The sequence below is a fragment of the Hymenobacter cyanobacteriorum genome, from assembly GCF_022631375.1.
GTDB lineage: Bacteria > Bacteroidota > Bacteroidia > Cytophagales > Hymenobacteraceae > Hymenobacter > Hymenobacter cyanobacteriorum.
The window spans coordinates 287,580-312,284 of the sequence record NZ_JALBGC010000003.1; the positions used below are offsets into that span (position 1 = coordinate 287,580).

Annotated in this window: 25 protein-coding genes; 21 read left to right on the forward strand and 4 right to left on the reverse strand. The window is 60.1% G+C overall.

Annotated elements, in window-relative coordinates; all coding sequences use genetic code 11:
• The first annotated feature begins 30 nt into the window (after positions 1 to 30).
• The 9 genes from guaB (at position 31) to MON38_RS11045 (ending at position 11,028) form a co-directional block, all read left to right on the forward strand.
• On the forward strand, positions 31 to 1,509 hold the full coding sequence (guaB, locus tag MON38_RS11005) for an IMP dehydrogenase (RefSeq protein WP_241936223.1): 1,479 nt from the start codon (positions 31 to 33) through the stop codon (positions 1,507 to 1,509).
• Positions 1,510 to 1,690: 181 nt separating this feature from the next.
• Positions 1,691 to 3,787, forward strand: a complete 2,097-nt coding sequence (locus MON38_RS22875; protein WP_241936224.1) for a PP2C family protein-serine/threonine phosphatase — start codon at positions 1,691 to 1,693, stop codon at positions 3,785 to 3,787.
• Between the two features lie 21 nt (positions 3,788 to 3,808).
• Positions 3,809 to 4,138, forward strand: coding sequence for an STAS domain-containing protein (locus MON38_RS11015; protein WP_198069888.1), 330 nt, complete (start codon positions 3,809 to 3,811; stop codon positions 4,136 to 4,138).
• 111 nt (positions 4,139 to 4,249) lie between these two features.
• Positions 4,250 to 4,663 carry an ATP-binding protein gene (locus MON38_RS11020; protein ID WP_241936225.1) on the forward strand — a complete coding sequence of 138 codons (414 nt, stop codon included), beginning with the start codon at positions 4,250 to 4,252 and terminating at the stop codon, positions 4,661 to 4,663.
• Between the two features lie 171 nt (positions 4,664 to 4,834).
• Positions 4,835 to 7,162: a peptidylprolyl isomerase gene (locus MON38_RS11025; protein WP_241936226.1), complete on the forward strand. Its 2,328-nt coding sequence runs from the start codon at positions 4,835 to 4,837 to the stop codon at positions 7,160 to 7,162.
• Positions 7,163 to 7,393: 231 nt separating this feature from the next.
• Positions 7,394 to 8,785 carry a peptidylprolyl isomerase gene (locus MON38_RS11030; RefSeq protein ID WP_241936227.1) on the forward strand — a complete coding sequence of 464 codons (1,392 nt, stop codon included), beginning with the start codon at positions 7,394 to 7,396 and terminating at the stop codon, positions 8,783 to 8,785.
• A gap of 144 nt (positions 8,786 to 8,929) precedes the next feature.
• Positions 8,930 to 9,895, forward strand: coding sequence for an AAA family ATPase (locus tag MON38_RS11035; protein WP_241936228.1), 966 nt, complete (start codon positions 8,930 to 8,932; stop codon positions 9,893 to 9,895).
• Positions 9,896 to 9,988: 93 nt separating this feature from the next.
• Entirely contained in the window at positions 9,989 to 10,414 is a 426-nt protein-coding gene (locus tag MON38_RS11040; protein ID WP_241936229.1) for a hypothetical protein, read from the forward strand.
• Positions 10,415 to 10,482: 68 nt separating this feature from the next.
• The gene (locus MON38_RS11045; protein WP_241936230.1) at positions 10,483 to 11,028 is read left to right on the forward strand and encodes a GNAT family N-acetyltransferase; all 546 of its coding nucleotides are present in this window, start codon (positions 10,483 to 10,485) and stop codon (positions 11,026 to 11,028) included.
• Positions 11,029 to 11,192: 164 nt separating this feature from the next.
• Here the strand turns inward: MON38_RS11045 and MON38_RS11050 are convergent, their stop codons facing one another.
• The gene (locus MON38_RS11050) at positions 11,193 to 12,413 is read right to left on the reverse strand and encodes a hypothetical protein (protein ID WP_241936231.1); all 1,221 of its coding nucleotides are present in this window, start codon (positions 12,411 to 12,413) and stop codon (positions 11,193 to 11,195) included.
• A 274-nt stretch (positions 12,414 to 12,687) separates the two neighbouring features.
• Here MON38_RS11050 and recA point away from each other — a divergent pair, with 274 nt between their 5' ends.
• The 11 genes from recA (at position 12,688) to MON38_RS11105 (ending at position 21,459) form a co-directional block, all read left to right on the forward strand.
• Positions 12,688 to 13,719 (forward strand): recombinase RecA, encoded by a 1,032-nt coding sequence (gene recA, locus MON38_RS11055; protein WP_241936828.1) that lies wholly within the window; start codon positions 12,688 to 12,690, stop codon positions 13,717 to 13,719.
• A gap of 195 nt (positions 13,720 to 13,914) precedes the next feature.
• Entirely contained in the window at positions 13,915 to 14,730 is an 816-nt protein-coding gene (locus MON38_RS11060) for a DUF3108 domain-containing protein (RefSeq protein WP_241936232.1), read from the forward strand.
• A 60-nt stretch (positions 14,731 to 14,790) separates the two neighbouring features.
• Positions 14,791 to 15,462 carry a hypothetical protein gene (locus MON38_RS11065; RefSeq protein WP_241936233.1) on the forward strand — a complete coding sequence of 224 codons (672 nt, stop codon included), beginning with the start codon at positions 14,791 to 14,793 and terminating at the stop codon, positions 15,460 to 15,462.
• A 69-nt stretch (positions 15,463 to 15,531) separates the two neighbouring features.
• Positions 15,532 to 16,227: a response regulator transcription factor gene (locus MON38_RS11070; RefSeq protein ID WP_241936234.1), complete on the forward strand. Its 696-nt coding sequence runs from the start codon at positions 15,532 to 15,534 to the stop codon at positions 16,225 to 16,227.
• Between the two features lie 135 nt (positions 16,228 to 16,362).
• Positions 16,363 to 17,433: a sensor histidine kinase gene (locus tag MON38_RS11075; RefSeq protein ID WP_241936235.1), complete on the forward strand. Its 1,071-nt coding sequence runs from the start codon at positions 16,363 to 16,365 to the stop codon at positions 17,431 to 17,433.
• 190 nt (positions 17,434 to 17,623) lie between these two features.
• Positions 17,624 to 18,337, forward strand: a complete 714-nt coding sequence (locus MON38_RS11080) for an RluA family pseudouridine synthase (RefSeq protein ID WP_241936236.1) — start codon at positions 17,624 to 17,626, stop codon at positions 18,335 to 18,337.
• A gap of 156 nt (positions 18,338 to 18,493) precedes the next feature.
• The gene (gene rplM, locus MON38_RS11085; RefSeq protein WP_241936237.1) at positions 18,494 to 18,946 is read left to right on the forward strand and encodes a 50S ribosomal protein L13; all 453 of its coding nucleotides are present in this window, start codon (positions 18,494 to 18,496) and stop codon (positions 18,944 to 18,946) included.
• A 35-nt stretch (positions 18,947 to 18,981) separates the two neighbouring features.
• The gene (gene rpsI, locus MON38_RS11090; RefSeq protein ID WP_198069873.1) at positions 18,982 to 19,368 is read left to right on the forward strand and encodes a 30S ribosomal protein S9; all 387 of its coding nucleotides are present in this window, start codon (positions 18,982 to 18,984) and stop codon (positions 19,366 to 19,368) included.
• Positions 19,369 to 19,386: 18 nt separating this feature from the next.
• Positions 19,387 to 20,154 carry a 30S ribosomal protein S2 gene (rpsB, locus tag MON38_RS11095; RefSeq protein ID WP_201977389.1) on the forward strand — a complete coding sequence of 256 codons (768 nt, stop codon included), beginning with the start codon at positions 19,387 to 19,389 and terminating at the stop codon, positions 20,152 to 20,154.
• Between the two features lie 103 nt (positions 20,155 to 20,257).
• Positions 20,258 to 21,094 (forward strand): translation elongation factor Ts, encoded by an 837-nt coding sequence (tsf, locus tag MON38_RS11100; protein WP_241936238.1) that lies wholly within the window; start codon positions 20,258 to 20,260, stop codon positions 21,092 to 21,094.
• Positions 21,095 to 21,168: 74 nt separating this feature from the next.
• Entirely contained in the window at positions 21,169 to 21,459 is a 291-nt protein-coding gene (locus MON38_RS11105) for a hypothetical protein (protein WP_241936239.1), read from the forward strand.
• Here the strand turns inward: MON38_RS11105 and MON38_RS11110 are convergent.
• From MON38_RS11110 to MON38_RS11120, 3 genes are all read right to left on the reverse strand, one after another.
• A complete protein-coding gene (locus tag MON38_RS11110) occupies positions 21,445 to 22,491 on the reverse strand; it encodes a DUF3089 domain-containing protein (protein WP_241936240.1) in 1,047 nt (348 codons plus the stop codon). The genes MON38_RS11105 and MON38_RS11110 overlap by 15 nt on opposite strands.
• Before the next feature lie 131 nt (positions 22,492 to 22,622).
• On the reverse strand, positions 22,623 to 23,630 hold the full coding sequence (locus MON38_RS11115) for a hypothetical protein (RefSeq protein WP_241936241.1): 1,008 nt from the start codon (positions 23,628 to 23,630) through the stop codon (positions 22,623 to 22,625).
• 123 nt (positions 23,631 to 23,753) lie between these two features.
• Entirely contained in the window at positions 23,754 to 24,155 is a 402-nt protein-coding gene (locus MON38_RS11120; RefSeq protein ID WP_241936242.1) for a hypothetical protein, read from the reverse strand.
• Between the two features lie 158 nt (positions 24,156 to 24,313).
• Between MON38_RS11120 and MON38_RS11125 the strand changes: the two genes are divergently transcribed.
• Positions 24,314 to 24,703 (forward strand): hypothetical protein, encoded by a 390-nt coding sequence (locus MON38_RS11125; protein ID WP_241936243.1) that lies wholly within the window; start codon positions 24,314 to 24,316, stop codon positions 24,701 to 24,703.
• Positions 24,704 to 24,705: the final 2 nt, after the last annotated feature.

Here is a 24,705-nt window from a genome sequence, read left to right on the forward strand (position 1 = left end):
AAAAGGCCCCAACCCCCAACCCCTTTTGCCATGGCGGATTCCGCAACCCCCAAAATTGCCTTCGAGGCCCTCACCTACGACGACGTACTGCTGCTGCCCGCGTACTCCGAGGTTTTGCCCCGCGACTGCGACACCGGCACCCGCCTCACCAACAACATCCGGCTGCAAACCCCGCTGATTTCGGCGGCCATGGACACCGTCACGGAGTCGGACATGGCCATTGCGCTGGCGCAGGAAGGCGGCCTGGGCATCATTCACAAGAATATGTCGGTGAAGGCGCAGGCCGAGCAGGTGCGCCGCGTGAAGCGCAGCGAGTCGGCCCTGATTCAGGACCCCTTCACCCTGCCGCCCACCGCCACCCTGGCCGACGCCCGCCAGCTGATGCGCAAGCACAACATCGGCGGCATTCCGGTGGTGAATGAAAACCATGTGCTCGAAGGCATCCTCACCAGCCGCGACCTGCGCTTCGAGAAGGACATGAGCCAGCCCGTGACTACCGTCATGGTGCCGCTCTCCCGCCTCGTCACGGCTCCCGCCGGCATCACCCAGGCCGCCGCCGAAACCCTACTTACCGACAGCAAAGTCGACAAGCTGCCACTGGTTGACAGCGAAGGCCGCCTCGCCGGCCTGATGACGTACAAGGATATCCGCAAGCGTCGCCGTGCCCCGCACGCCAGCAAGGACCAACTGGGCCGCCTGCGCGTGGGCGCGGCCGTGGGCGTTACGCCCGACCTGCTCCAGCGCGTGGCCGCGTTGGTTGAAGCCGGCGTGGACATCGTGAGCCTCGACACGGCCCACGGCCACTCCAAGGGCGTGATGGATGCCGTGCGCGCCATCAAAGCCGCCTACCCCAACCTTGATGTGATGGCCGGCAACGTAGCCACCGCCGCCGGTGCTAAAGCCCTGGCCGACGCCGGGGCCGACTGCGTGAAAGTGGGCGTGGGCCCGGGCTCCATTTGCACCACGCGCATCATCGCCGGCATTGGCGTGCCGCAGCTTTCGGCCGTGCTCGAAGCCGCCAAGGGCCTCGAAGGCACCGGCGTGACGCTGGTGGCCGACGGCGGCATCAAGTTTTCGGGCGACCTTGTGAAGGCCCTGGCCGGCGGCGCAGCCGCCGTAATGGTAGGCTCATTGCTGGCCGGCACCGAAGAAGCTCCCGGCGACCTGATTATTTACGAAGGCCGCAAGTACAAGAGCTACCGCGGCATGGGCTCGGTAGAGGCGATGGAAGACGGCAGCAAAGACCGGTACTTCCAGGACGCCGAAGACGACGTGAAGAAGCTGGTGCCCGAGGGCATTGTGGGCCGCGTGCCCTTCAAAGGCAACGTGTCGGAAGTGATTTACCAACTGGCGGGCGGCCTGCGGGCGGGCATGGGCTACGTGGGCGCGGCCAACATTGAAGCATTGCAGGCGGCGCAGTTCGTGCGCATCACCGGGGCCGGCCTGCGCGAAAGCCACCCCCACGACGTGCAGATTACCCGCGAAGCGCCGAATTATTCGAGCCGCTAACATTTGGATTGTCGCGCGGTTTGCAGCGGGCAGCGGTTGGCGAGGGCCGGCGCTGCCCGCTTTTTTACATACTCGCCGCGTGAACCCTTTTCGGGCCGCTACTTGTATCTTGCACGCCGGTTGAGCGTCGCCTGAAGGGGCGGCGGGCTGGCGCGCATCTGCTTATTCCTGGTTACTGTCTGTGGCTCAACGCTTACTCCCTACTCTTCTTCTTTTCAGCCTGCTGAGCTGGGTGCTGCTCCTCTTGAGCGCGCTCAGCCATTCGGGCGCGGGTCCGTGGCTGGGCCAGTGGCCGCAGTGGAGCACGCAGCTCACGCAGGCGGCTTTCGCATTAAGCGTATTCTTGTATTACCGCTATCAGCCCTCGCCGCTGCATGGGCAGCAGTTTGTGAAGCTGCTCAAGCGGTTGCTCACCGGGCCGGGCCTGCTGGCGCTGGGCTGCGTAGGCCTGCACCTGCTGGAAGTAGCCGCGCAGGACGAGCCGGTTTTCAGCAGCAACAGCCTGTTTTTCACGACCATCTACACGGTCAACTTAGGCCTGTTCGTTATTTTTCTGGCTCGTACCAACTATGCGTGGCGGGCGCTGGTGCTATTCCGGGCCTCGCCGCGCCTACAGAAAGAGTGGACGCTGTTCGAAGTGCTGCTGGGGGCCACCCTGCTGTTTCGCCTCGTGGGCATCGACCCGCCAGCTTACATCGGCACGCCCATTGTGGTGCTGCTGGGCCTGTTTGGTGTGTACCTGAGCGGGCACCAGAAATGGGTGGCCTACCTCAGCCAGCGCGACAAGTGGCGGGCCGTGCTGCTGCAGGCCGGGCTGCTGCTGGGCGTCCTCATCTTCGTGCAGTATTTCCGCGTCACGCAGGTCGACCCGCAGCTGATTGCGCCGCGGCCGCAGTATGCGTTTCTGCTGCTCACGGCCTTCTTCTCGGCGTTTTATGCCCTGATGGGTTTGATGGTCACGTTCTTTAACCTGCCCATTTCCGACATCGTGGAGCAGCGCCGCAACGAGATTCTGCGGCTCCAGCGCCTCACCCAGATTATCCAGCGCGGCCAGACGTCGGGCGAGGTGTACCGCATTCTGCTCGAATCGGCGGCCCAGACGGTGAACGCCGATGCCGCCTGGCTCGACCTCGACCCGGCCCACACCGGCGTCGAGGCCAGCCAGGCCACGCTCTGCCTCAATTTCTCGCCCGAGCAGGCCCGCGAGCTACGCGCCCGCCTGACCACCTACGACCTGCCCGAAGGTGAGTTCATCACCAACGACCTGCACCTGCGCCCTGGTTTCGAGGGCACCCTGCAACACTACCGCTCGCTGTTGCAACTGCCCTTGCGCGGGCTGCACTACAACTACGGCATGCTCTACCTGCTGAAGGAGGAGCCCCACACCTTCCACCACGAAGACCTGAGCATCCTGCAAACCTTCACCGGACAGGCCGTGCTCAGCATCGAAAACTTGGAGCTGGTGCAAACCTCGCTGGCCAACCAGCGCACCCAGGAAGAGTTGAAAATCGCCTCGCAGGTCCAGGACAGCCTCATCCCGAAAAACCTGCCCACGGATAACTGGTTCGACATCAGCTCGCACTCGTTGGCGGCCAAGGAAGTGGGCGGCGACTTCTACGATTTCCTGCACCTGCCGGGCCGCCGCCTGGCCGTCATTATCGGCGACGTGAGCGGCAAGGGCGTCACGGCCGCCTTCCACATGGCCCAGATGAAAGGCATCTTTCATTCGCTGATGCAGGAAAACCCGCTGGCCAAGAACGAGCGCGACAAATTCCCGGTGCCCAGCAAGTTCATGGCCCAGGCCAACACTGCCCTCATCCACTGTCTGGAGAAGTCTTCGTTCATCACGTCGTCGCTCTACATCATTGATTACGAGCAGGGCGGTTTCGTATTTGCCCGCGCCGGGCACTGCCACACGCTCTACTACCACGCCATGCGCGAGGAGGTATTCTACTTCGAATCACAGGGCCTTGGGCTGGGCATCATCCGCAACGACTCGTACGAGAAGCACATCAAAAACCAGTTTTACGACTACAGCCCGGGCGATGTGATGGTGATTTACACCGACGGCATCGTGGAAGCCCGCGGCGGCGACGGCACCGACGAGTACGGCGAAGACCGCCTGAAGCTGCGGCTGGAAGAAAGTTATTTCCAGGAAGCCCACGACATCAAAAACTTTATCCTCGACGACCTTAACGCGTTTACGTCCGGCCACCCCATTCACGACGACCAAACCCTGCTCGTCATTAAATTCAAGTCGGCCCAACCCCTGCCGTAGGCCCCACGTATCGCCCTCATTATGAAAGTTACCGCGCAACCCTCCGCCGATACCCTCACGCTCCTGCTCGATGGCGAGCTCGACGCTAGCTCCGCCATTGTGCTTGATACCGAGCTGGCGAAGCCCGATATTCTGAACTATCGCAAGGTCCTCATCGACTGCGCCAAGCTCAGCTACATTTCCTCGGCCGGCCTGGGCGTCTTCATCTCCCACCTGCAGCGTTTCCAGGATGCCAACGTGAAGCTGGTGTTCTTCAACATGCAGGAAAAAGTCTTCAACGTGTTCGAAATCCTGGGCCTCGATGCGCTCATGACCATCGTGCCCAGCCTCACCGAAGCCGAAGCTGCCTAATTGAAGTTTTGAGTGTTGAGGGTTAAATGTTGAGTTAATGAGCGTTTTGTCTCTTTTGAACTACACATTTAGTAACTCAACATTCAACCCTCAACACTCAACATTTCCAAAGTGAAATCAGCTCTCCGCATTGCTTGTTCGCGTGCCAACCTCCAGCAGGTGCGCGATTTCGTGCGGAATTACCTAAACGCCCGGCAACTGTCGGAGAAGGCCGTGAACCAGGTGGTGCTGGCCGTGGACGAGGTAGTAGCCAATTTCATCATCCACGCCAATGGGGAGGACGAAACCCAGTTTCTGGACCTGAAACTTGACTTCGACGACCACGATTTGAACGTGGAAATTGCCGACAACGGCGACACCATTTTCCAGCCCGGCCCGCACAAAGACCCCGACATGCGCGCCTACATTCAGGAAGGCCGCAAGGGTGGCATGGGCATGACGCTGGTGACCCGCCTCATGGACCGCGTCGAATTCTTTACCCGTGGCAACCACACCGTTTGCCACCTCAGCAAGCACCTGGCCTGACTCCAGTAGTGCCACTCCCCCTTGAAAACGTCCGGCTGCTTCTAGTGGCCGGACGTTCTTTTTTCGGGCCCCTCGGCGCGGGCCGGAAAGTTGGTTAATTTCGCACCGGTAATTTTATGCCCGCGCGCCTGGTTTCACTGTGCCAGCGCCCTACGACTCTTTCCCTTGTTTATGCACAAACGCATTTTGTATGCCAGCGCCGCCGCTGCCGCGCTGCTGGCGGGTTGCCAGGCTGCCAAACCGGCCGCTACCACTTCCGCCCCGATGGCCACTCCGGCCGGGCCGGCGGTGGAAATGCTGGGCACCTACCCGGTGCCGGCCAACGAGTTTGCCTACGTGTACCGCAAAAACAACAGCGCGGCCGCCGACTACGGCACCCGCCAGAGCGTGACCGACTACCTCGACCTCTACACCAACTTCCGCCTGAAGGTGCTGGAAGCCGAGCAGCGCGGCCTCGATACCACGCAGGCCTTCAAGCGTGAGCTCGACGGCTACCGCCAGCAGCTGGCCCAGCCCTACCTCACCGAGAAAAGCGTGACCGACCAACTGGTGCGCGAGGCCTACGACCGCATGGGGCAAGAAGTGAACGCCTCGCACATCCTCATCCGCGTAGCGCCCGACGCCGCCCCGGCCGACACGCTGGCTGCCTACAACAAAATCACCGCGCTGCGCCAGCGCGCAGCGAGCGGCGAGGATTTCGGCAAGCTGGCCCGCGAAAGCAGCGAAGACCCTTCGGCCCGTGAGAACGGTGGCAAGCTGGGCTACTTCACGGCCATGCAGATGGTGTACCCGTTCGAGTCGGCCGCCTACAAAACGCCGGTGGGCCAGATTTCGGCTCCCATTCGCACGCGCTTCGGCTACCACATTATCAAGGTGAACGACAAGCGCACGGCGCAGGGCGAAATCAAGGTGGCCCACCTGATGATTCGCATGAACCCGAATGCGGCTAAGGCTGATTCGCTCACGGCCCGCAAGAAGATTGACGAGCTGTATAGCCGCCTGAAAAAGGGCGAAAGCTGGGACAAGCTCGTGGCCCAGTTTTCGGAAGATGCCGGCTCGGCGGCCAACGGCGGCGAGCTGCCGCCCTTCGGCACCGGCCGCATGATTCCCTCGTTCGAGGAAGCTGCCTTCAAGCTGCAAAAGCCCGGCGACCTCTCGCCCCCCGTGCAGACGCCTTACGGCTGGCACGTCATCAAGCTGATTGAGAAGCAGCCCCTGGCCAAGTTCGCCGACCTCGAAGCGGGCCTGAAAAGCAAGGTATCGAAAGACTCGCGCTCGGAGCTGAACAAAGCCGCCTTCCTCAAGCGCGTGCGCCAGGAAGACCAGTTCATGGAGATTCCGGCCGCGAAAGCCTACGCTTTCAGCAAAGCTGATACGGCCTTGGTCGCCGGCCGCTTTAAGTACACGTTTGCGCCGGGCGAAGGCATGAAGCCCGCCCAGGCCAAGGCCAGCGGTGGCAAAATGCCCCTGTTTCTCATCAAGAGCAAGCCCTACTACGTGAGTGATTTCCTCACCTACGTGCAGCAGAACCAGCGGGCCCGCGCCGGCGCGCAGCCCAGCTTCGCCATGCAGCAGCTCTACGACCAGTACGTGGAGCAGAGCCTGACTGACTTCGAAAAAAACAGCCTCGACACTAAGTACGAGGACTATCGCATGCTGGTGAAGGAGTACCGCGACGGCATTCTGCTCTTCCAGCTGATGGACGAGAAGGTGTGGAGCAAGGCCATTGAGGACACCGTGGGCCTGAAGAAATTCTTCGCCGACAACCAAGCCAAGTACCAGTGGGACCAGCGGGTGCAGGGCCGCGTTATCAGCGCCGCCACCCCCGCCCTGCTGGCCCGCGTGCAGAAAGAGCTGAAAACCGGCAGCTTCCCGATGACCAACCCCGGCGCGAAGTCGCTGGTGTTTAACGCCGGCAAGGCCGAACTGAGCAAGGCCAGCGAAGTTGCCCTCGACGATCTGGCCAAGCGCATGGCCGGCGATACACTGATGCAGGTAACCATCACGGGCCGCGTGCGAAAGGGCGAAAAAGCCAGCCTGGCCCGCACCCGCGCCGATGCCGCCGCCCGCCTGCTGCGCCAGCACGGCGTGTCGGCCCGCCGCATTCGCACGGCCACGCAGGCCGGCGCCACCGCCGACGGCGGCGCCCAGCTGGCCCTGACCACGACCTCGCCCGCCGCCCTGGAAGCCAGCCTGAACGAGCAAAACCCGCTGTCGGTGCAAATCAGCCAGCGCGTGTTTGCCAAGGGCGACAACAAGGTGATGGACGACCTGATGGCCAAGGGACCCGGCACCTACAACGTGCAGAAGGACGGCCGCTACTACGCCGTGACCATCGACAAGGTGCTGCCCGCCGGCCCCAAAACCCTGGCCGAAGCCCGCGGCCAAGCCACCAGCGACTACCAGACCTACCTCGAAAAAGAGTGGATTGCCCAGTTGCGCGCCGCCCGCCCCGTGAAAGTGAACGAGGCCGAGATGAACAAGCTGATAACGAAATAATTTGTAGCGCGGACTTTTAGTGCGCGTTTCTGCACCGCTGGGAGGCTTTCCGACGGCATGGAAACGCGTACTAAAAGTCCGCATACGGCTTTCTGCAACCCTTATTCGCCCGTTCGGCTCCTTGTAATTGTCCGCCGACGGATTTATCGTGAAATTTGTGCGGCCGTTGCAGTGTTGTGCATCCAACGGCTTTCGTCCGGACAGCTTGTCCGGGCTCTTCAATCCTACTCTATGCTTGTTAAAGTGAATCGCGCGGCGACGTTGGCCCTGCTGACGTTGGCGCTGTTATTGGGCTTCGCGCCCGCCTCCCAGGCCCAGTTGGGCATCAGCCGCCCCAAAGGGCAGGAGCTGCTCGACGGCATTGTGGTGAAAGTGGACAACCAGATTGTGCTGCGCTCCGATGTAGAGCTTTTGTATGCCCAGGAGGTAGCCCGCGCCGCTGGCAAGCCCATGCCGCCCGACCTGAAATGCAAGATTCTGCAAAGCCTGGTACTGAATAAACTGATGCTGGCCCGGGCCGAGGTAGACTCGGTGACGGTGGAAGAAAAGCAGGTGAACAGCGAAGTAGACCGCCGCATGGCCTACTTCGTGCAGCAGATTGGCTCCGAAAAGCGCCTGGAGGAGCAATACGGCAAGTCGCTGAAGTCGCTGAAAGAAGACCTGCGCCCTCAGATTAAGGAGCAGCTCACGCAGCAGAAGATGCAGGAAACCATCACCGGCAAGGTGGCCGTGACCCCGCGCGAAGTGGCGGCCTATTTCACCCGCATTCCGAAAGACAGCCTGCCCTATTTCAGCACGGAGGTAGAAGTAGGCCAGATTGTGGTGCCCGCCCAGGTGAACGACAAAGCCAAGCAGGCCGCCATTGCCAAGCTGAACGACATTCGCGGCCAGATTCTGGCCGGGGCCGACTTTGCCACGCTGGCCAAACAGTATTCCGAAGACCCGGGCTCGGCCAAAGAAGGCGGATACCTGGGCCTGTTCGGCCGCGGCGAGCTGGTGCCCGAGTACGAAGCCGCGTCGATGAAGCTGGAGCCGGGGCAGATGTCGCCCGTGGTGCAGTCGCAGTTCGGCTTCCACCTCATTCAGTTCATCGAGCGCAAGGGCAACAAGTATTCCACGCGCCACATTCTGCTGAAGCCGGAAACGGGCGCGGCCGACATCAGCGCTTCAGCTAAGTTGCTCACCCGCCTGCGCCGTCAGATTCTGAGCGACAGCACCACGTTTGCCAAAGCGGCCAAGGATAACTCGACCGATAAGCAGAGCGCCAACAACGGCGGCCTGTTGGCCAACCGTGCCGACGGCAGTTCGCGCCTGCCCCTCGACAAGCTCGACCCGGCCATCTTCTTCACCATCGATACCATGAAGGTGGGCCATATCACCCCGCCCATGGCCTACCGCACCGATGAGGGCAAGGACGCCATGCGCATTCTGTGGCTGAAATCGAACACGCCGCCCCACCAGGCCAACCTGCAGGACGACTACCAGAAAATTGCCGCTGCGGCCCTCAACGAGAAGAAAAACAAAGCGCTGGACGAGTGGTTTGCCAAAAACCGCGGCACGGTGTACCTCGAAGTGGCCCCCGAATACGCCCAGTGCAAAGTGCTGGACGTGGCGGAGAGGTAAAACCTTCTTGCTTCCTGAACGTCATGCAGAGCGCAGCGAAGCATCTTGCCCGCCACCAGTAATTCATTTTACTATTGCGGTAAAGATGCTTCGCTGCGCTCTGCATGACGGGCTCTTTTATCTTTCTTGCTCTTACCTTTTCGAATGGCTCAATTCCAAAACGACAAAGAAGCGGCCGACGCGCTGGCTGCCTCCTTCCAGAAGCTGCGCCAGGAAATTGGCAAGGTCATCGTGGGGCAGGACGAAGTGGTGCGGCTGGTGCTCACTGCGGTTTTTTCGCAGGGCCACAGCCTGCTGGTGGGCGTGCCCGGCTTGGCCAAAACCCTGCTGATTCAGACCATTGCCGACTCGCTGGACTTGTCGTTCAACCGCATCCAGTTCACGCCCGACTTGATGCCTTCGGACATTGTGGGCTCGGAAACGATGAACCAGCAGCGGGATTTTCACTTTGTGAAAGGCCCCATCTTCGCCAACATCATTCTGGCCGACGAAATCAACCGCACCCCGCCCAAAACCCAGGCCGCCCTGCTCGAAAGCATGCAGGAATACGCCGTGACGGTGGCCGGGCAGCGCTACCCTTTGCAGCGCCCGTTCTTCGTGCTGGCCACCCAGAACCCCATCGAGCAGGAAGGCACCTACCCGCTGCCCGAGGCGCAGCTCGACCGCTTCATGTTCAACATCGAGCTGGGCTACCCCACCTACGCCGAGGAGTTGAACATCGTGAAAAACACGACCTCGAACATCAAGCACACTGTCAACAAAGTGCTACACGCGGCCGACATTCAGGCTTTCCAGGAGCTGGTGCGCCGGGTGCCGGTAGCCGACAATGTGGTGGAATACGCCGTGGGCCTTGTGCACAAAACCCGCCCCAACACCGAGCGTGCCCACGCCCGCACCAACCAGCTGCTGGAATGGGGTGCCGGGCCCCGCGCTTCGCAGCACCTCATTGTGGGCGCCAAGTGCAACGCCCTGCTCAACGGCAAGTACTCGCCCGACATTGAAGACGTACGAGCCGTGGCCGTGCCGATATTGCGCCACCGCCTCGTGCGCAACTTCAAAGCCGAAGCCGAAGGCATCGGCGTGGAGCAGATTGTGAAAGAACTTCTCTGAGTTAAGAGTTAAGAGTTAAAAGTTAAGAGTTGGCGCTGCTTCCACTCCCCTTTCAACTCTTAACTCTTAACTCTTAACTCTTAACTTAAAAAAGTGGAAGCCCAAGCCTACTATCAGCAATTTGAGCGCAACGTGCGCATCATTCTCGACGCCCTGGCCGCCGGCCTCGACCTGCGCACCACGGCCCTCGAAACCAGCCTGCCCATCGAAGTGTACGTGCTGTGCGAGGTGCTGAACCAAGGGGCCGGCGAGCACTTCACCCTCACCGCCAGCGGGGTGGCCCGGCTGGCCGAGTTCCAGCAGCAGTTTATGAAGCACGAGGGCCAGACGCTGGCCGCCATGCAGCGCGTGCTGGCCGACAAGCGCGCCGTGATGGCCACGCCCGAAGGCCGCGTGCTGACCAAGGAAATGCTGATTCGCCGCCTCGAATTCTTCAACGAAGCCGCCCGCCAGGTGAACGTGATGCGCACCCAGCAGGCCCTGGGCAGCCCCAGCCAGTACGTGGGCCTGAACAAATAATCGGTTTATTGCTTGTGAAAGGGCCGCATCCGGGCACGGAGGCGGCCCTTTTTTCGTCGTTTGCTGCCATGCTGCCCCGCGCCCCGCTCTACACCGAACGCCTCTGCCTGCGCCCCTACGAGCCGGCCGACGCCGACGCCTTTTTCGGGCTGCTGCACGCCGACCGCCCCCGCTTCCAGCCCTCCTTTCCCGACCGCCTGCAGGCCGTGCGCTCCACCGCCGATGCCCACGTCACGCTCCGCACCTTTGCCGACGACTGGCGCACCGGGCGCTTCTACGTGTTTGGCATCTGGCACCGCGCCACGGCCGCGTACGTGGGCGACATTTGCCTCATGCCCCAACAAAAAGGCCAGGCCGAAATCGGCTACTACCTGGCCGCCGCCGCCGAAGGCCAGGGGTTTGCCCGCGAGGCCCTGGCGGCCATCATCGATTTTGGCTTTGAGGCCGTGGGCAGCCAACGGCTGCTGGTGCGCTGTTTCCAGAGCAACGTGCGGGGCCAGGCCGTGGCCCGGGCAGTCGGCTTTGTGCCCGAGCCGCCGCCCCGCCGTCCTGTCTGGTTCCGCAACTCCGATGCGATGAGCCAGATTTGCCGCTTCTGGCTAGTCAAGCCGTAGCGACCAGCGACCTAAATTTCCCCCGAAGGCGGCAAGGCTCCCTGCTGGTCAGGTTGAATTTCCGGGAGGTCATAAGGGGTCCCGGCTGGGCAGGTTGAACTTCCGGAAGGGTAAAAGGGGTCCCTTATGCCCTCCGGAAGATTTCGAGAGGCCAGCCGGGAGCGCTACTGCCCCACCCGGGCGCGCTTGCCGATGTTGCCCAGCAGCCAGTCCTGCCGGAAGTTGAAGTACATCGCAAACGAATAATCGAGCAGCCCGGCGTTCAAATCGAACAGCGGCTCGGCTCGCGCCGTGAGCGAGGCCGCGTCGGAAATGCGGAAGTCGCGCAGTAGCCGCACGATGACAATCTGGCGCTGCGGGTCCCGAAAATCAGGGTTCGACACCGTGCGCGAGGCGCTCTGGAACAAGTCGCCCCCCAGCGGCGAGATGAAGCGCGAGCCCTGCCAGTAGCTCACCATCACATCGGCAAAGCGGGTTTCGAGCGTGCCGTTCAGGTACAGGCCCCGGCCGTACTTATAGGGGAATTGCCCCGGCGTGAAGGAGTAGTCCTGAAAGCCCAGCACGTAGCCGTTGAAGCGCACGGCCTGCACATTCGGCCCTTGCAGTTGGTAGCGCGCCTCCACCCCAAAGGCTTCGTTGAAGGCCGTTTGCAGCGGCTTGTCGAGCGTATCAATCTGCCCGCCGTGGTGAATGGCGGTAAACTGGAACGGCAGGGCCACCGTCCAGCGGCTGTCGTCGGGGCTGATGCGGTAGCTGGTGCTCAGGCCGCCGGCTACTTCTTCCTGGTAGTTGCTGTAGCGGTACTGCTGGCGCTGCCAGTCCACCCACTGGTCCAGAAACAGCCGCTTGCCCCGGTAAATGGTTTGGATGCCCTCCTCCAGTGGGTTTAGCATCACCCGCTCAAAGTTGAACATCGGCTCGATGTAGTTGTGGTGCAGGTTTGCCCGGATGTTGCCCAGAATCGTCTGCTGCTTGCCGTGCGTCCACGTCGCCCGAAACGTGGGCCGCACCGCCTTCAGCTGCGGGTTGCCGAAGTCCTTCCACAGAAACACGCCGCCTTCGAGGCGCAGATTTTTCACTGGATAATACACCAGTTGCGGGTTCAACTGCGTGCCGTAAAGTGTGTAGCCATCGACAATCTTGTTGAAGTATTCGTTGTCTTTGAAGAAGATGAAGGCGTTGAGTGATAGGCGCAGGTCGCCGGCTGAAACAGAATCTTCTTGTCTTCGCTGTTGGCTTTCTCTTTTGAGCGAATCTTCTTTGGCATCGGGCCCATCTGGATTTAGCAGGATATAACTGTACTTCAGCTGACCAGGACGGTTGCTCGTAAACGCCCGATTGTCCAGCTGCGCCCGGGCTTCTCCCACCCTAATTAGCAGAGCCACAAGGCCAACTAATATTTTTAGATAATTCCTCATATATTTCCGCTTCCTGCGGCACCAAACCGATGGTCTTTCTGTTAGAAAAAGCCGCCGCCAAACAGCCTATTCGGGGCTTTTACCAAAGAATAGATTTATTCGATTGCGACCCGGCCAAAACCGTTAACTTTACCAAACCTAACCCGTTTTTCTTAAACACCCCCACATGGCACTAGCTACCAAAGCGGCTCCGAAAGCCGAAAAAGCAGAGAAGGGCGAAGTGAACACCGCCGCCGAAAAAATGAAAGCCCTCCAGCTCACGCTGGACAAGCTGGATAAAGCTTATGGCAAAGGCACGGTGATGAAGCTTTCCGACAACAAGGTAGGCGACATTCCGAGCATCAGCACGGGTTCGCTTTCGCTGGATATCGCTCTCGGCATTGGCGGTGTGCCCCGCGGCCGCGTGATTGAAATCTACGGTCCGGAATCTTCGGGTAAGACCACCCTGACGATGCACATGATTGCCGAAGCGCAGAAGAAAGGCGGCATGGCCGCGTTCATCGACGCCGAGCACGCCTTCGACAAATCGTACGCCGAAAAGCTGGGCATCGACACCAGCAACCTGCTCATCGCCCAGCCCGACAACGGCGAGCAAGCCCTCGAAATCGCCGACCAGCTGATTTCCTCGGGTGCCATCGACATCATCGTCATTGACTCCGTGGCCGCCCTCGTGCCGAAAGGCGAACTCGAAGGCGACATGGGCGACTCGAAAGTGGGCCTGCACGCCCGCCTCATGAGCCAGGCCCTGCGCAAGCTCACCGGCACCATCAACAAAACCGGCTGCTGCTGCATCTTCATCAACCAGCTGCGCGAGAAAATCGGCGTGATGTTCGGCTCGCCCGAAACCACCACCGGCGGTAACGCCCTGAAATTCTACGCTTCGGTGCGCCTCGACATCCGTCGCATCGGCCAGATTAAGGAAGATAAGGACAATGTGACCGGCAACCGCACCAAGGTGAAGGTGGTAAAGAACAAAGTGGCGCCGCCCTTCAAGGTGGTCGAGTTCGACATCATTTACGGCCAGGGCATTTCCAAAGTCGGTGAGATTGTGGACCTTGGCGTCGACATGGGCATTATTGGCAAGTCGGGCTCGTGGTTCAACTACGGCGACACCAAAATCGGCCAGGGCCGTGAAGCCGTGAAGACGCTGCTGCTCGACAACCCCGAGTTGGCCGCCGAAATCGAAGACAAAATCCGCACCATGGCCAAAGGCGACGAGGACGTCATCCCCGTCGACATGACCATCGCCGACGACGGCGAAGACACGCTGTAAGGTGAGTTAACAGTTAAGAGTTAAAGGTTAGGAGTTGCTGTTCTGCTACCCCCTAACCTTTAACTCTTAACTGTTAACTGATAAAAAGCCCGTTGCCCCTGGCAACGGGCTTTTTTTACGTCCGTATCTTTGGTAGCTCCGCGGGGCTGGCACTGCGTTTGTCTAAGGCCCTCTGCGTTACTTTCTGTTACTCTTATGAATCGCCGCTGGCTCGTTCTTACTCCCGTTATTGCGTTGTTTCTGGCCGCTGCTGTGCCGGCCCTGGGTCCCGGCGATGCCGTGCGTAGCATCCCGCAGAACAGCTTTGGGCGGGGCGAAACCATTAAATACACGGTGCATTACGGCCTTATCAACGGCGGCGAGGCCACCGTGGAGACGGGCGGCAGCCTGGAGCGCTTCAACGGTCGCCCCTGCTACAAGGCGTCGGTAAGCGGCAAAACCACGGGCTCGTTCGACTTTTTCCTGCGCATCCGCGACCAGTGGCGCGCCCTCATCGACACCACCAGCATTCTGCCCCTGCGCGCCCAGCGCGAGATTGCCGAAAAGAACTACCGCAAGCGCGAAACCGTGGATTTCGACCACCTGCACGATGTGGCCGAAGTAACCGACCACACCCACGAAAACGCCCGCACTACCGTGAAGGTGGCCAACAATACCCTGGAGCTGGTGAGCGGCTTTTACTACCTGCGCACCCTCAACTTCGACCGCATGAAGGTGGGCGACGTGGTGCGCGTGCCGGGCTATTTCGACGGCGACAACTTCATGCTCGAAGTCGTGTTCAAGGGCCGCGAAGTGGTGGAAACCAAGGCCGGCGACGTGCGTGCCTTCAAGCTGGTGCCGCGCATGCCGAATAACAAGCTGTTCCGGGGCGAAAACGCCATTTCGGTGTATTTCTCCGACGACCGCAACAAGATTCCGGTGCTGTTTCAGGCCGAGATGTTTGTGGGCACCGTGAAGGTGGACATGGTGCGCTACCAGGGCCTGCGCTGGAAGTTGAACATGGCGAACTAGCCCGGTCCGTTTTAGTGCCGCTTGCTTGCCGCGCCGCCGTACCTTAGTGTCCGGATGCAGATGTCGGTTCAAGAGTTTATCCTACAGTTTTCTACCGTACCATTGGTAGGGGCCTGCGTGGTGGGCCTGCTGCGCTACCGGCATTTGGAAACCACTCGACGTTACCTGGTGTGGCTGTCGTGGTTGGCGCTGTTGGTAACGGGCGTGGCGGCGTGGTTCTCGTCGCATCACCGCCCCAATTTGTTTCTGGCCCCCATCGACACCGCCATTGAGCTTACCCTGCTGGGCCTGATGTACCGGCGGGCGTTGCGGCCGCTCGCCATGGCGCGCTACCTGCCGCTGGGCATCGGCTTGTTTCTGCTGGGCACTGTGCTCAGCTATTCGCCCCGGCTCGATACGGTGGAATTCAGCCCCATTCAGCACTTCATCGAAAGTGTGGTGGTGCTGATACTGGCGTTGCTTTACCTGCGGCAGCTGCTGCAGCCGCCCATCACAATGGCGCCATTGGAACGCGAGCCCATGTTCTGGGTATCGGCTGGGGCCATTCTCTACTTTGCTGGCAATAGCCTCATCTTCCTCACCAGCAACCTCACGCTCTTCCATTCGCGCGAGCTGAGCCTCACCGTCTGGACCGTTCATGCGCTGCTGTATTCGTTTTTGAACGGGTTTTACATCGTTGCACTGTCGGTCACGCCCCGGCCTGCGCCGCTGGCCCGCGTCACACAATCGTAACACAGCGCCCGCCGCCGAAAGCGGTACTTTTGCCGGCGCATTGTTCTGCTTCACCTAAGCCCGTTTGCCGTGACTGCCGCCAAAACGCCCGTGTATAAGATTCTCGTGGTTGACGACGACCCCGATATCGTGGAGCTGCTGGAGTTCAACCTGAAAAAGGAAGGCTACCAGACTGCCTCGGCTCCCGACGGCCGCAAAGCCCTGGAAGTAGCCGCCGATTTCAACCCCGACATCATTCTGCTCGATGTGATGATGCCCCACCTCGATGGCATTGCCACCTGCCGCCTGCTGCGCGAGAACCCCAAGTTCAAAGACACCTACATCCTGTTCCTCACCGCCCGCGCCGAGGAATTTTCCGAAGTAGCCGCCTTCGACGCCGGGGCCGACGACTTCATCGCCAAGCCCATCAAGCCGCGCGCCCTGCTCGGCCGCCTGGCCGCCGTGAAGCGCCGCGACCAAGACCCCCACGCGGCCGTCGATGCCATCGACATCAACGGCCTGCGCATCGACCGCACGGCGTTTGCGGTGTACCAGGATGGCAAGAAAATCAGCCTGCCCAAAAAGGAGTTTGAACTGCTGGCCTTCCTGGCCGCCTCGCCCCACAAGGTATTCAACCGCGAAGAACTGCTCCAGAACATCTGGGGCAACGACGTGTTCGTGCTGGCCCGCACTGTGGATGTCCACGTGCGCAAAGTGCGCGAGAAGGTAGGCGACCACCACATTCAGACAATCAAGGGCGTAGGCTACAAGTTCAACGCCGACTAATAATCCAGCTGTCTACCGCCTGTCATCCTGAGCGCAGCGAAGGACCTTATCACGCTAGAACAAGTCGTTCAACCGTGATAAAGTCCTTCGCTGCGCTCAGGATGCCTTATTTTCACCCGTCCAGCCCTTACTGCCATGAACTTCTCTTCCCGCACCATCGCTGTTTTCATTGCACTGCTGGTGGCCGCCGTGCTCACGACTTATGCGCGCGTGGCCCCCACCCTGCCGTTTCGCGAGGCTTTCTTGGGCGCGGGCATTGCCGTGGCGGCCTGCTTCCTACTGGTGTACTTGTCGTTTGAAGCATTGCTCTTCCGAGAAATCAACGGCGTGTACGCGGGCCTCGAAAACATCAAACGCAAGGAGTTCAAGAAGCTCAGCAATAAATTCCTGTTCCGCCCCGAGCCGGTGAAGCGCGTGCGCGACGAAATCCTGCAGATGGCCGAACGGCGCCAGCAGGAGCTCGACGAGCTGGTGCGCCTACAAGCCCTACGTCGCGAGTTCCTGGCCGATGTGTCGCACGAGCTCAAAACCCCGCTGTTTGCCGCCCAGGGCTTCGTTCACACCATTCTCGATGATGAGGACGACGACATCGACCTAGCCACGCGCCGCAAGTTTTTGCGCAAAGCCGCCGCCAGCCTCGACACCCTCGATGCCCTCGTGCAGGACCTCGTCACCATCGCGCAGCTCGAAAAAGGCGTGGTGCGCATGCGCCGCCAACGCTTCGACTTGATTGTGCTGGTGCGCGAAATATTCGAGCTGCTGGAGCAGCAGGCCGACCGGCGTGGCACGCACTTGGAACTGTTCCCGCCCGGCCTGCCCGCCACCGGCCTACCCGTCATCGCCGACCGCAACCGCATTCGCCAGGTTCTTATCAATCTGATTGATAATGCCATTAAGTACGGCCGCGACAATGGCCGCGTGGTAGTGTCGCTCATCGAAGGCGGCCGCTCGGTGCGCATTGCCGTGCGCGACGACGGTGCGGGCATCGCCCCCGAGCACCAGTCGCGCATCTTCGAGCGCTTTTACCGCATCGACAAAAGCCGTTCGCGGGACTCGGGCGGCTCGGGGCTGGGCCTCGCCATCAGCAAGCACATTGTGGAGGCGCACAAGTCCACCATCCACGTAAAAAGCACGGTGGGCGAAGGCACCACGCTGGAGTTCAAGCTCAACAAGCCTAAAACCGGCCCGGTGGGAGGCGCGGCCTGATTATTAAAGAATGTCATGCAGAGCGCAGCGAAGCATCTTGCGTGCATTGGTAATTAAGTTGATTAGTGGTGGCACGCGAGATGCTTCGCTACGCTCTGCATGACAATCGTATGACAGTCGCGCCGGGAAAAAGCCAAGACTCTAAGTCCCCAAGACCCCAAGTCCCTACTGGCTACCTTTGCGGCCTCTTATGAAGCTTCCCGATTTCTCCGACCTCGTTATTTTCGAAAACGACGACTACGTGGTCGTCAACAAGCCGCCGTTTCTGGCCACGCTCGACGAGCGGGTGGGTGGCGCGCCCAACATGCTGCGCCTGGCCCGTCAGGAGCACGACGACATTCAGGCCGCCCACCGGCTTGACCGCGAAACCAGCGGCGCGCTGGCCTTCGCCAAAAACCCGGCCGCCTACCGCCACTTGGCCATGCAGTTCGAAAACCGCGAGGTGAAAAAGCAGTACCACGCCGTGGTGTGGGGCACGCCGCAATTGCAGGACGAAGTGGTGACGCGCAACATCGAAACCACCAGCCGCGGCAAGGCCCGCCTCGCCTACAAGGGCAAGGCCGCTGAAACCCACTTCACCACCCTCGAAACCTACGCCCGCCACGCCCTCATGCTCTGCGAGCCTGTGACCGGCCGCATGCACCAGATTCGCCTGCACCTGATGTACCTGCAGGCCCCCATCGTGGGCGACAAGGACTACGGCGGGGAGGATTTCTTCCTGTCGTCGCTCAAGAAGAAGTTTAACATGAAGGAAGGCCAGGAGGAGCAGCCCTTTATTAAGCGCTTCGCCCTGCACGCCCTGCGCCTGCAGTTCACGGGCCTGAACGGCGAAGAAATCAGCGTGGAGGCCCCGTATCCGAAGGATTTTCGGGTGCTGGTGGAGGTGCTGGGGCAGAACCGCTAGCCACGATAACGGCGGGCAAGCAAGTGGTTTCCAGAAAAACTACTGCGCCACGTTTGCCTATTTCCCGATAAATCAGTACCTTTGTGTCCGTTTTTCCCGAAGCCTTAACGGCTCCGTACTCTTATTCAATAGTTTAGCATACCTTTTTTTCGACTCATGGACCACCTGAGCTTCAAGACGACCCACGTCAATAAGGCCAACGCCCAGAAGAGCTGGGTTATCGTAGACGCCAGCGTGGCCCCGCTGGGCCGCGTTGCCAGCCAAATTGCCAACATCCTGCGTGGCAAGCACAAGCCTTCGTTCACCCCCAACGCTGATTGCGGCGACAACGTCATCGTTATCAACGCCGACAACCTGCGCGTGACGGGCAAAAAAATGACCGAGAAGGTCTACATCACGCACTCGGGCTACCCCGGCGGCCAGAAGCGTCGCACCGTGCGCGAGCAGATGCAGCGCGATTCGCGCCGCGTGATTGAGCACGCTGTGAAAGGCATGCTGCAGGGCAATAAGCTCGGCTCGGCCCAGTACCGTAACCTGTACGTGTACGCCGGCGACCAGCACCCCCACGAGGCTCAGCAGCCCGTGGCCATCGAACTGAAAAACCTGTAAGCCACGACGGCTTACGCTCTTTAATTTTTCCACTAATGGCAATTACCAACACCTCTGGTAGAAGAAAAACCTCGGTGGCCCGCATTTACATGCAGGCCGGGCAAGGGAATATCACTATCAATGACCGGGACATGAAATCGTACTTCAGCAACGAGTTGCTGGAGAACGTAGTGAACCAACCCCTGGCAATCCTCGAGCAAGTCGGCCAGTACGACATCAAGGTGAACGTGCGCGGCGGCGGCATTTCGGCTCAGGCCGAGGCTATCCGTCTGGCAATCACCAAGGCTCTGGTTAGCGATAACGAAGAAGTTCGTCCTGCTCTCAAGAAGGAAGGCTTCATGACCCGCGACCCGCGCATGGTGGAACGCAAGAAATTCGGCAAGCGCAAAGCTCGTCGTTCGTTCCAGTTCTCGAAACGCTAATCCAGGAGGAAATACATCATGGCTCAGACGACTTATAAGGACCTGCTCGACGCAGGTGCCCACTTTGGTCACCTCACCCGCAAGTGGGACCCCAAAATGGCGCCGTACATCTTCATGGAGAAGAACGGCATCCACATCATCGACCTCAACAAAACGTTGGTTTCGCTTGATTACGCAGCCCAGGCTATTCGCAACATCGCGAAAAGTGGCCGCAAAATCATGTTCGTAGCCACGAAAAAGCAGGCGCAGGAAATCGTTACGACGGAAGCCGAGCGTTTGAAGATGCCTTTCGTGACCGACCGGTGGTTGGGCGGCATGCTCACCAACTTCGCCACGGTTCGCAAGAGCCTGAAGAAGATGGCCACCATCGACAAGATGGTGAAAGAGAACACCGCTTACGCGGCACTGGCTAAGCGCGAGAAGCTGATGATGCAGCGTGAGCGCGAAAAGCTCGACCGCGTGCTCGGCGGTATCGCCGACCTCGGCCGTCTGCCCGCTGCCCTGTTCGTAGTGGACGTGAAGCGCGAGCACATCGCTGTGAAAGAAGCCCACAAACTGGGTATCCCCGTTTTCGCTATCTGCGATACTAACTCGAACCCTGAGTTGGTGCAGTTCCCGATTCCCGCCAACGACGACGCCTCGAAGTCGATTCAGCTCATCGTGAGCGTGATTGGCAAGGCCATCGAAGACGGCCTGTCGGAGCGCAAAGTTGACAAAGAAGACGCCGACCGCAAGGAAGCCGACGAGGCTGCCATTGCTGAAAAGACGGCCGCTGACGAAGAATAGTCCCTTCTGAGCTCTTTGAAAAAAGGGAACCTTCGAGTAGTCTAGGCTCCGGAGGTTCCCTTTTTCTTTTCCCTGAATTCCAACCCAACAAACACAACATCTAATGGCCGCTATTACCGCCGCAGACGTAAACAAGCTCCGCACCATGACCGGTGCCGGCATGATGGATTGCAAAAAAGCCCTGACCGAAGCCGATGGCGACTTCGAAGCTGCCCGCGACATTCTGCGCAAGGCTGGTCAGAAAATCGCTGACAAGCGCGCCGAGAACGAGACGTCGGAAGGCTTTGTGGCCGTGAACGTGAGCGAGGACGGCACCAACGGCAAGCTGGTGGCCCTGGCCTGCGAAACGGAGTCGGTAGCCAAAGTGGCTAACTTCCGCGAGCTGGTGCAGCGCATCCTGGATGCCGCTGTGCGCACCAATGCTACTTCGAAAGAGGAGTTGCTGGCCGTGAAGGAAGATGATGGCCTGACCATTCAGGAGCACATCACCGACCTGATGGGCAAAATCGGCGAGAAGCTGGACCTGACCTACGCTACCCTGACCGCCGAGAAAGTGGCTTCGTACATCCACTCCGACAGCAAAAAAGGCGTACTCGTGGGCCTGAAGAACGTGGGCTCGGCCGACGCTGCTGCCGTGGGCCGCGATGTAGCCATGCAAATCGTAGCCATGAAGCCCGTTGCCGTTGACAAAGACGGTGTGGACTCGGCTACGGTGGAGCGCGAAATTGAAATCGGCAAAGAGCAGGCGCGTGCCGAAGGCAAGCCCGAGGCTATGCTGGAGAAAATCGCCCAGGGCAAGCTGAACAAGTTCTACAAAGAGCAGACCTTGCTGAACCAGGAGTTCGTGAAAGACAACTCGCTGACCATCGCCCAGCTGCTCGACAGCAAGTCGAAAGGCATGACGGTTTCGGACTTCAAGCGAGTGGCTATCGGCGCTTAATTGCCGTTTTTAGCTAAATTGAAAGCCCCGCTGGCATTGTGCCAGCGGGGCTTTTTTATACTTTTAATTGCGACATGAACGACCTGCGCAAAGCTGCTTATCGGGGTATTTTATACAATTTTTTATTGAGTATCCGCTCCATCCCTACCACGTTGAATGATGACAACCAAGCTATGAAACTTGGCAAGTTTGCCGGGCCGGTGGCCTACCAGCTACATAATCTGGCCTTGGCTTCAGTGAACGACTTTGTTGGGTTCGATGAAGCACAGTTTTGGAGTTCGATGGATATTTTCAATAACAATAATCCTGACACTCAACTCACGTACTTGCGGACACAATTTGAGCGGGATTTACTTGCTTCGTAGTTGCCACGCCCGCACCCGCGCTTTAGAATTCTCGCGGATGTTCATGTAAAACAAGGCGTAATCGGCGATGTGGCGGGAGTAGCGCAGGGCTTTGCGGCCGGAGGGTGGGAAGTGCGGGAAGCCTTTGAAGCGCGGCGCGTGCACCCAGAGCTGGCCGTGGTGAATCTGGGCGTCGGTGAAGTTGGGGTGGACGTGCTTGAAGCGGATGCTGACCGCGCCGCGGTTGAGGCTGGCCGGGGCCAGGGTAGAATCGAGCGTCCAGGTGAGGGGATTGACGGCGATGCTGGGCTGGAACATGGGTGACTCGTGGCCGGCGTCGGAGGTGTTGTATGCGACAAAGCAGTCGGTGGCCAGCGAGTCGGTGCAGGGCTTGATGGTCAGGAATTCGTTGGGTTTGACCTGGAAGCCGATGAGGTAGGCGGCTACGAGCTGGCGGCGCAGCGGGGTGGGTTTGTCGAAGAATTCGTGGAGCAGGCGCGTGGCGTGGTCGGTACCCTGGCTGTGGCTGGCGATGATGAAGGGGCGGCCCTGGTTGTAGTGCGCGAGGTAGTATTTAAAGGCGGCGCGCACGTCGGAGTAGGCCAGTTCCAGGGCTTTCTGGCCGTTGGGTTCTTTGTCGAGGAAGGAAAAGAGGGTAGCTTGGCGGTAGCGCGGCGCGTAGATGCGACCGGTGGCATTGAACACGCTGGCCTGCTGCTTGATGGTGGTGCGGTCAGTGTATTTGTTCAGCCACTTTTTGCGCACGTCGCCGTTCCAGTGCCGGGGCGAGTAGTAGGTGGTGGGATGCACGAAAAACACATCAACGGCGGCCGTGGCCTGCTCATCGCGTAGCATAGAATGCCGGGGCACGGCATCGGCCGAATCGCGCCGAGTGGGCAGGGCGGCCCAGTTGCCCGATTGCGCGTAGTCGGGCGCGGGTGGGGGCGTGTATTTCTCAAATTCCCGGCCGGGCTTGAGAAGCAGCCTGATGCAACCGTTGAGTGGCAGGAGCAGCAACAGAATTAGTGCGGTGCGGAGGTAAAATGGCAGCACAGGGATGTTTCAGTATAAAAAGAACGTCATGCTGAGCGCAGCCGAAGCATCTCTGCCGCGATACTAAATACTAATTAGTCGCGCAGTAGAGATGCTTCGGCTGCGCTCAGCATGACGTTCTTCTTCCTAATTTAAATAGTTAAAGGCCATTGCTTGAGCTGCTTGGGTTCCCCAGCTTCATCATAGAGCAGGCTCATTGGCTCAGCGGGTTTCGCCACTACATCGGCCAGGGTGATGTTCCAGCGCAGCCACATTTCGGCCAGGGTTTGGGTGTAGGCGCTGTTTTCCCAGGGGTTGAAGATGGCGCCGGTGACGTCGTCGATGAGAGCATCGAACACGATTTGCGTGTCGCCGGGGCGCGGGTGGCGCGGGTAGATGTCGGGCACGACGTGCAGCAAATGGGCGGCGTAGTACACGCGGGCCTTGAACTCGGCAATTTGGACGGGGTGTAGCGGGCGCTGGGCATCGGCGTAGACCTTTCCCATGGCCTGGCCAATCAACCCAATATCCACCAGGCAGGCTACCAATACAGTTTTATCGAGCTTGATGCTGAACACGAGCGTGTTCAGGTCGTCGTCGTATTCGAAGGGCGTATGGTCTTCGGCTGGGTCGGCTTCGAGCACGAACACGGAGCCGGGCACGAAGTCGGCGTACTCGGTGGGCACGCGCAGGCCCTGCAGCAGCTGGAAAAACGCCTGAAAGCGGCGCACCAGCGCAGCGTTTTCGGCCAGCGGGTACTTGGGCTTTATCAGGGGCTCGAACTCGTTCAGCAGCTCGGTGATGAAGATGCCGTAGAACATTTTGCCCAGCCAGAGGAACAGCGTGTCGTCGCCGAGGGCGCGCAGGGCGGCGGGGCCTTGCGCGGCGGCGGCCTCTACCCTACTCTCCAACTCCTCGATGCGCTGGCGGGCCGCCGGGCTGGCGGGCAGGCGCAGGTCTTTGATGAGAACGGTGCGCTGGTCGAGAAGCTGAATGGGGCGCTCGGCCAGATTGTACCGGGTTTGCAGCCACTCGGCGAAAACGGGTACGGTATCGTCGGGGCCCACGGGCTGGCCGCTGAGGAAGCAGGTTTCGGGGCCGAAGCGCATCCCGTCGAACGGGTCGTAGGGCAGCAGGTCGGCGGGAATGGGCTGGGACATATAAAAGCAGTAGCGCGAACTCTGAATTTCGCGTCGCCACGCGGCCAGCCGGAATTTTCCGGGTAGCGCGGGGACGCGAACTACAAAGTTCGCGCTACAATGGTTACGAAGCGGCCTTTCGGCTTACTTCGAGAGCGTGGAAGCGGCCCGGATGAGCTGCTTGCTGAGGTTGGCGAGCGGGGCGCTGTAGTCGCCGCCAGCTTCGTCGGCCACCTTGGCGGTTTCGGCCCCGAGGCTGGCCAGCACTTCGGCAATGTCGTGGGCGGGGGTTTTGGTATTGGACAGCAAGTCATTGAGCTGAGCCAGCTCCTGCTTGATTTTGGCCAGGCCGGTGCGCTCCGAAGCGCCGAGTACGGCTAGCCAGCGGTCGATTTCGGTGCGACCTTCGGGGCCGGAATTGACGGCTTTGCTGCTGGTGAGGAACGTGAGCGTGTCGTCGAGCAGGGCGGTGTTTTGCTGGTCGCTTACGGCCATGGGCACGGCGGGCGTGGCGGGCGTTTGCGGAGTGGCGGCGGTGGAATCCATAAGAATGCGGGGTAAGAAAAATGCGTATGGGCTATACTAGGCACGGCCCTAAAAAGTTAGCGCCCGGCCCGGCCGGCAGCAGCTGGGCGGCGGGTTACCTTTTGGGCTTCGGGCCGATTAACGGCACAATCTCACCTCCACTCTTTTTTTCCAACCTCATGAATATCTCCGTTAAAACCCTGTTCGTGGCCGTTGCTGTTGCATTCGCCGCCACTGCCTGCGAAACCAAAACCACCGAAACCACGACTACCACGCCCGAAGGCACCACCGCCACGGTCACCACCGATTCGACGGTAGCTCCGATTTCGGCCGAGGAAGCAGGCGCTAAAATGGATGCCGCCGGCAACAAAATCGAAGGCAAGATGGAGGAAGCCGGCACCAAGATGGATGCCAAAATGGAGGAGGCCGGCCGTAAAATGGACGCCGCTGGTGCCAAACTGGACGCGAAAATGGAAGCCGCTGGCCGTAAAATGGATGCCATGGGCGACGCGGCTGCCAAATCGGCCCAGCAAACCAAAGAGAATATGAAGGAAGCGGCCAAGAAGTAAGC

Excerpts from the sequence above, each read along its gene's own strand:
- MON38_RS11125 (WP_241936243.1), top strand. The coding sequence starts at position 24,314 with ATGAATATCTCCGTTAAAACCCTGTTCGTGGCCGTTGCTGTTGCATTC.
- MON38_RS11065 (WP_241936233.1), top strand. The coding sequence starts at position 14,791 with ATGTCGGTTCAAGAGTTTATCCTACAGTTTTCTACCGTACCATTGGTA.
- MON38_RS11120 (WP_241936242.1), bottom strand. The coding sequence starts at position 24,155 with ATGGATTCCACCGCCGCCACTCCGCAAACGCCCGCCACGCCCGCCGTG.
- MON38_RS11080 (WP_241936236.1), top strand. The coding sequence starts at position 17,624 with ATGAAGCTTCCCGATTTCTCCGACCTCGTTATTTTCGAAAACGACGAC.
- MON38_RS11035 (WP_241936228.1), top strand. The coding sequence starts at position 8,930 with ATGGCTCAATTCCAAAACGACAAAGAAGCGGCCGACGCGCTGGCTGCC.
- rplM (WP_241936237.1), top strand. The coding sequence starts at position 18,494 with ATGGACCACCTGAGCTTCAAGACGACCCACGTCAATAAGGCCAACGCC.
- MON38_RS11115 (WP_241936241.1), bottom strand. The coding sequence starts at position 23,630 with ATGTCCCAGCCCATTCCCGCCGACCTGCTGCCCTACGACCCGTTCGAC.
- MON38_RS11025 (WP_241936226.1), top strand. The coding sequence starts at position 4,835 with ATGCACAAACGCATTTTGTATGCCAGCGCCGCCGCTGCCGCGCTGCTG.
- rpsI (WP_198069873.1), top strand. The coding sequence starts at position 18,982 with ATGGCAATTACCAACACCTCTGGTAGAAGAAAAACCTCGGTGGCCCGC.
- MON38_RS11060 (WP_241936232.1), top strand. The coding sequence starts at position 13,915 with ATGAATCGCCGCTGGCTCGTTCTTACTCCCGTTATTGCGTTGTTTCTG.
- MON38_RS11045 (WP_241936230.1), top strand. The coding sequence starts at position 10,483 with ATGCTGCCCCGCGCCCCGCTCTACACCGAACGCCTCTGCCTGCGCCCC.
- guaB (WP_241936223.1), top strand. The coding sequence starts at position 31 with ATGGCGGATTCCGCAACCCCCAAAATTGCCTTCGAGGCCCTCACCTAC.
- MON38_RS11030 (WP_241936227.1), top strand. The coding sequence starts at position 7,394 with ATGCTTGTTAAAGTGAATCGCGCGGCGACGTTGGCCCTGCTGACGTTG.
- recA (WP_241936828.1), top strand. The coding sequence starts at position 12,688 with ATGAAAGCCCTCCAGCTCACGCTGGACAAGCTGGATAAAGCTTATGGC.
- MON38_RS11075 (WP_241936235.1), top strand. The coding sequence starts at position 16,363 with ATGAACTTCTCTTCCCGCACCATCGCTGTTTTCATTGCACTGCTGGTG.
- rpsB (WP_201977389.1), top strand. The coding sequence starts at position 19,387 with ATGGCTCAGACGACTTATAAGGACCTGCTCGACGCAGGTGCCCACTTT.
- MON38_RS11015 (WP_198069888.1), top strand. The coding sequence starts at position 3,809 with ATGAAAGTTACCGCGCAACCCTCCGCCGATACCCTCACGCTCCTGCTC.
- tsf (WP_241936238.1), top strand. The coding sequence starts at position 20,258 with ATGGCCGCTATTACCGCCGCAGACGTAAACAAGCTCCGCACCATGACC.
- MON38_RS11105 (WP_241936239.1), top strand. The coding sequence starts at position 21,169 with ATGAACGACCTGCGCAAAGCTGCTTATCGGGGTATTTTATACAATTTT.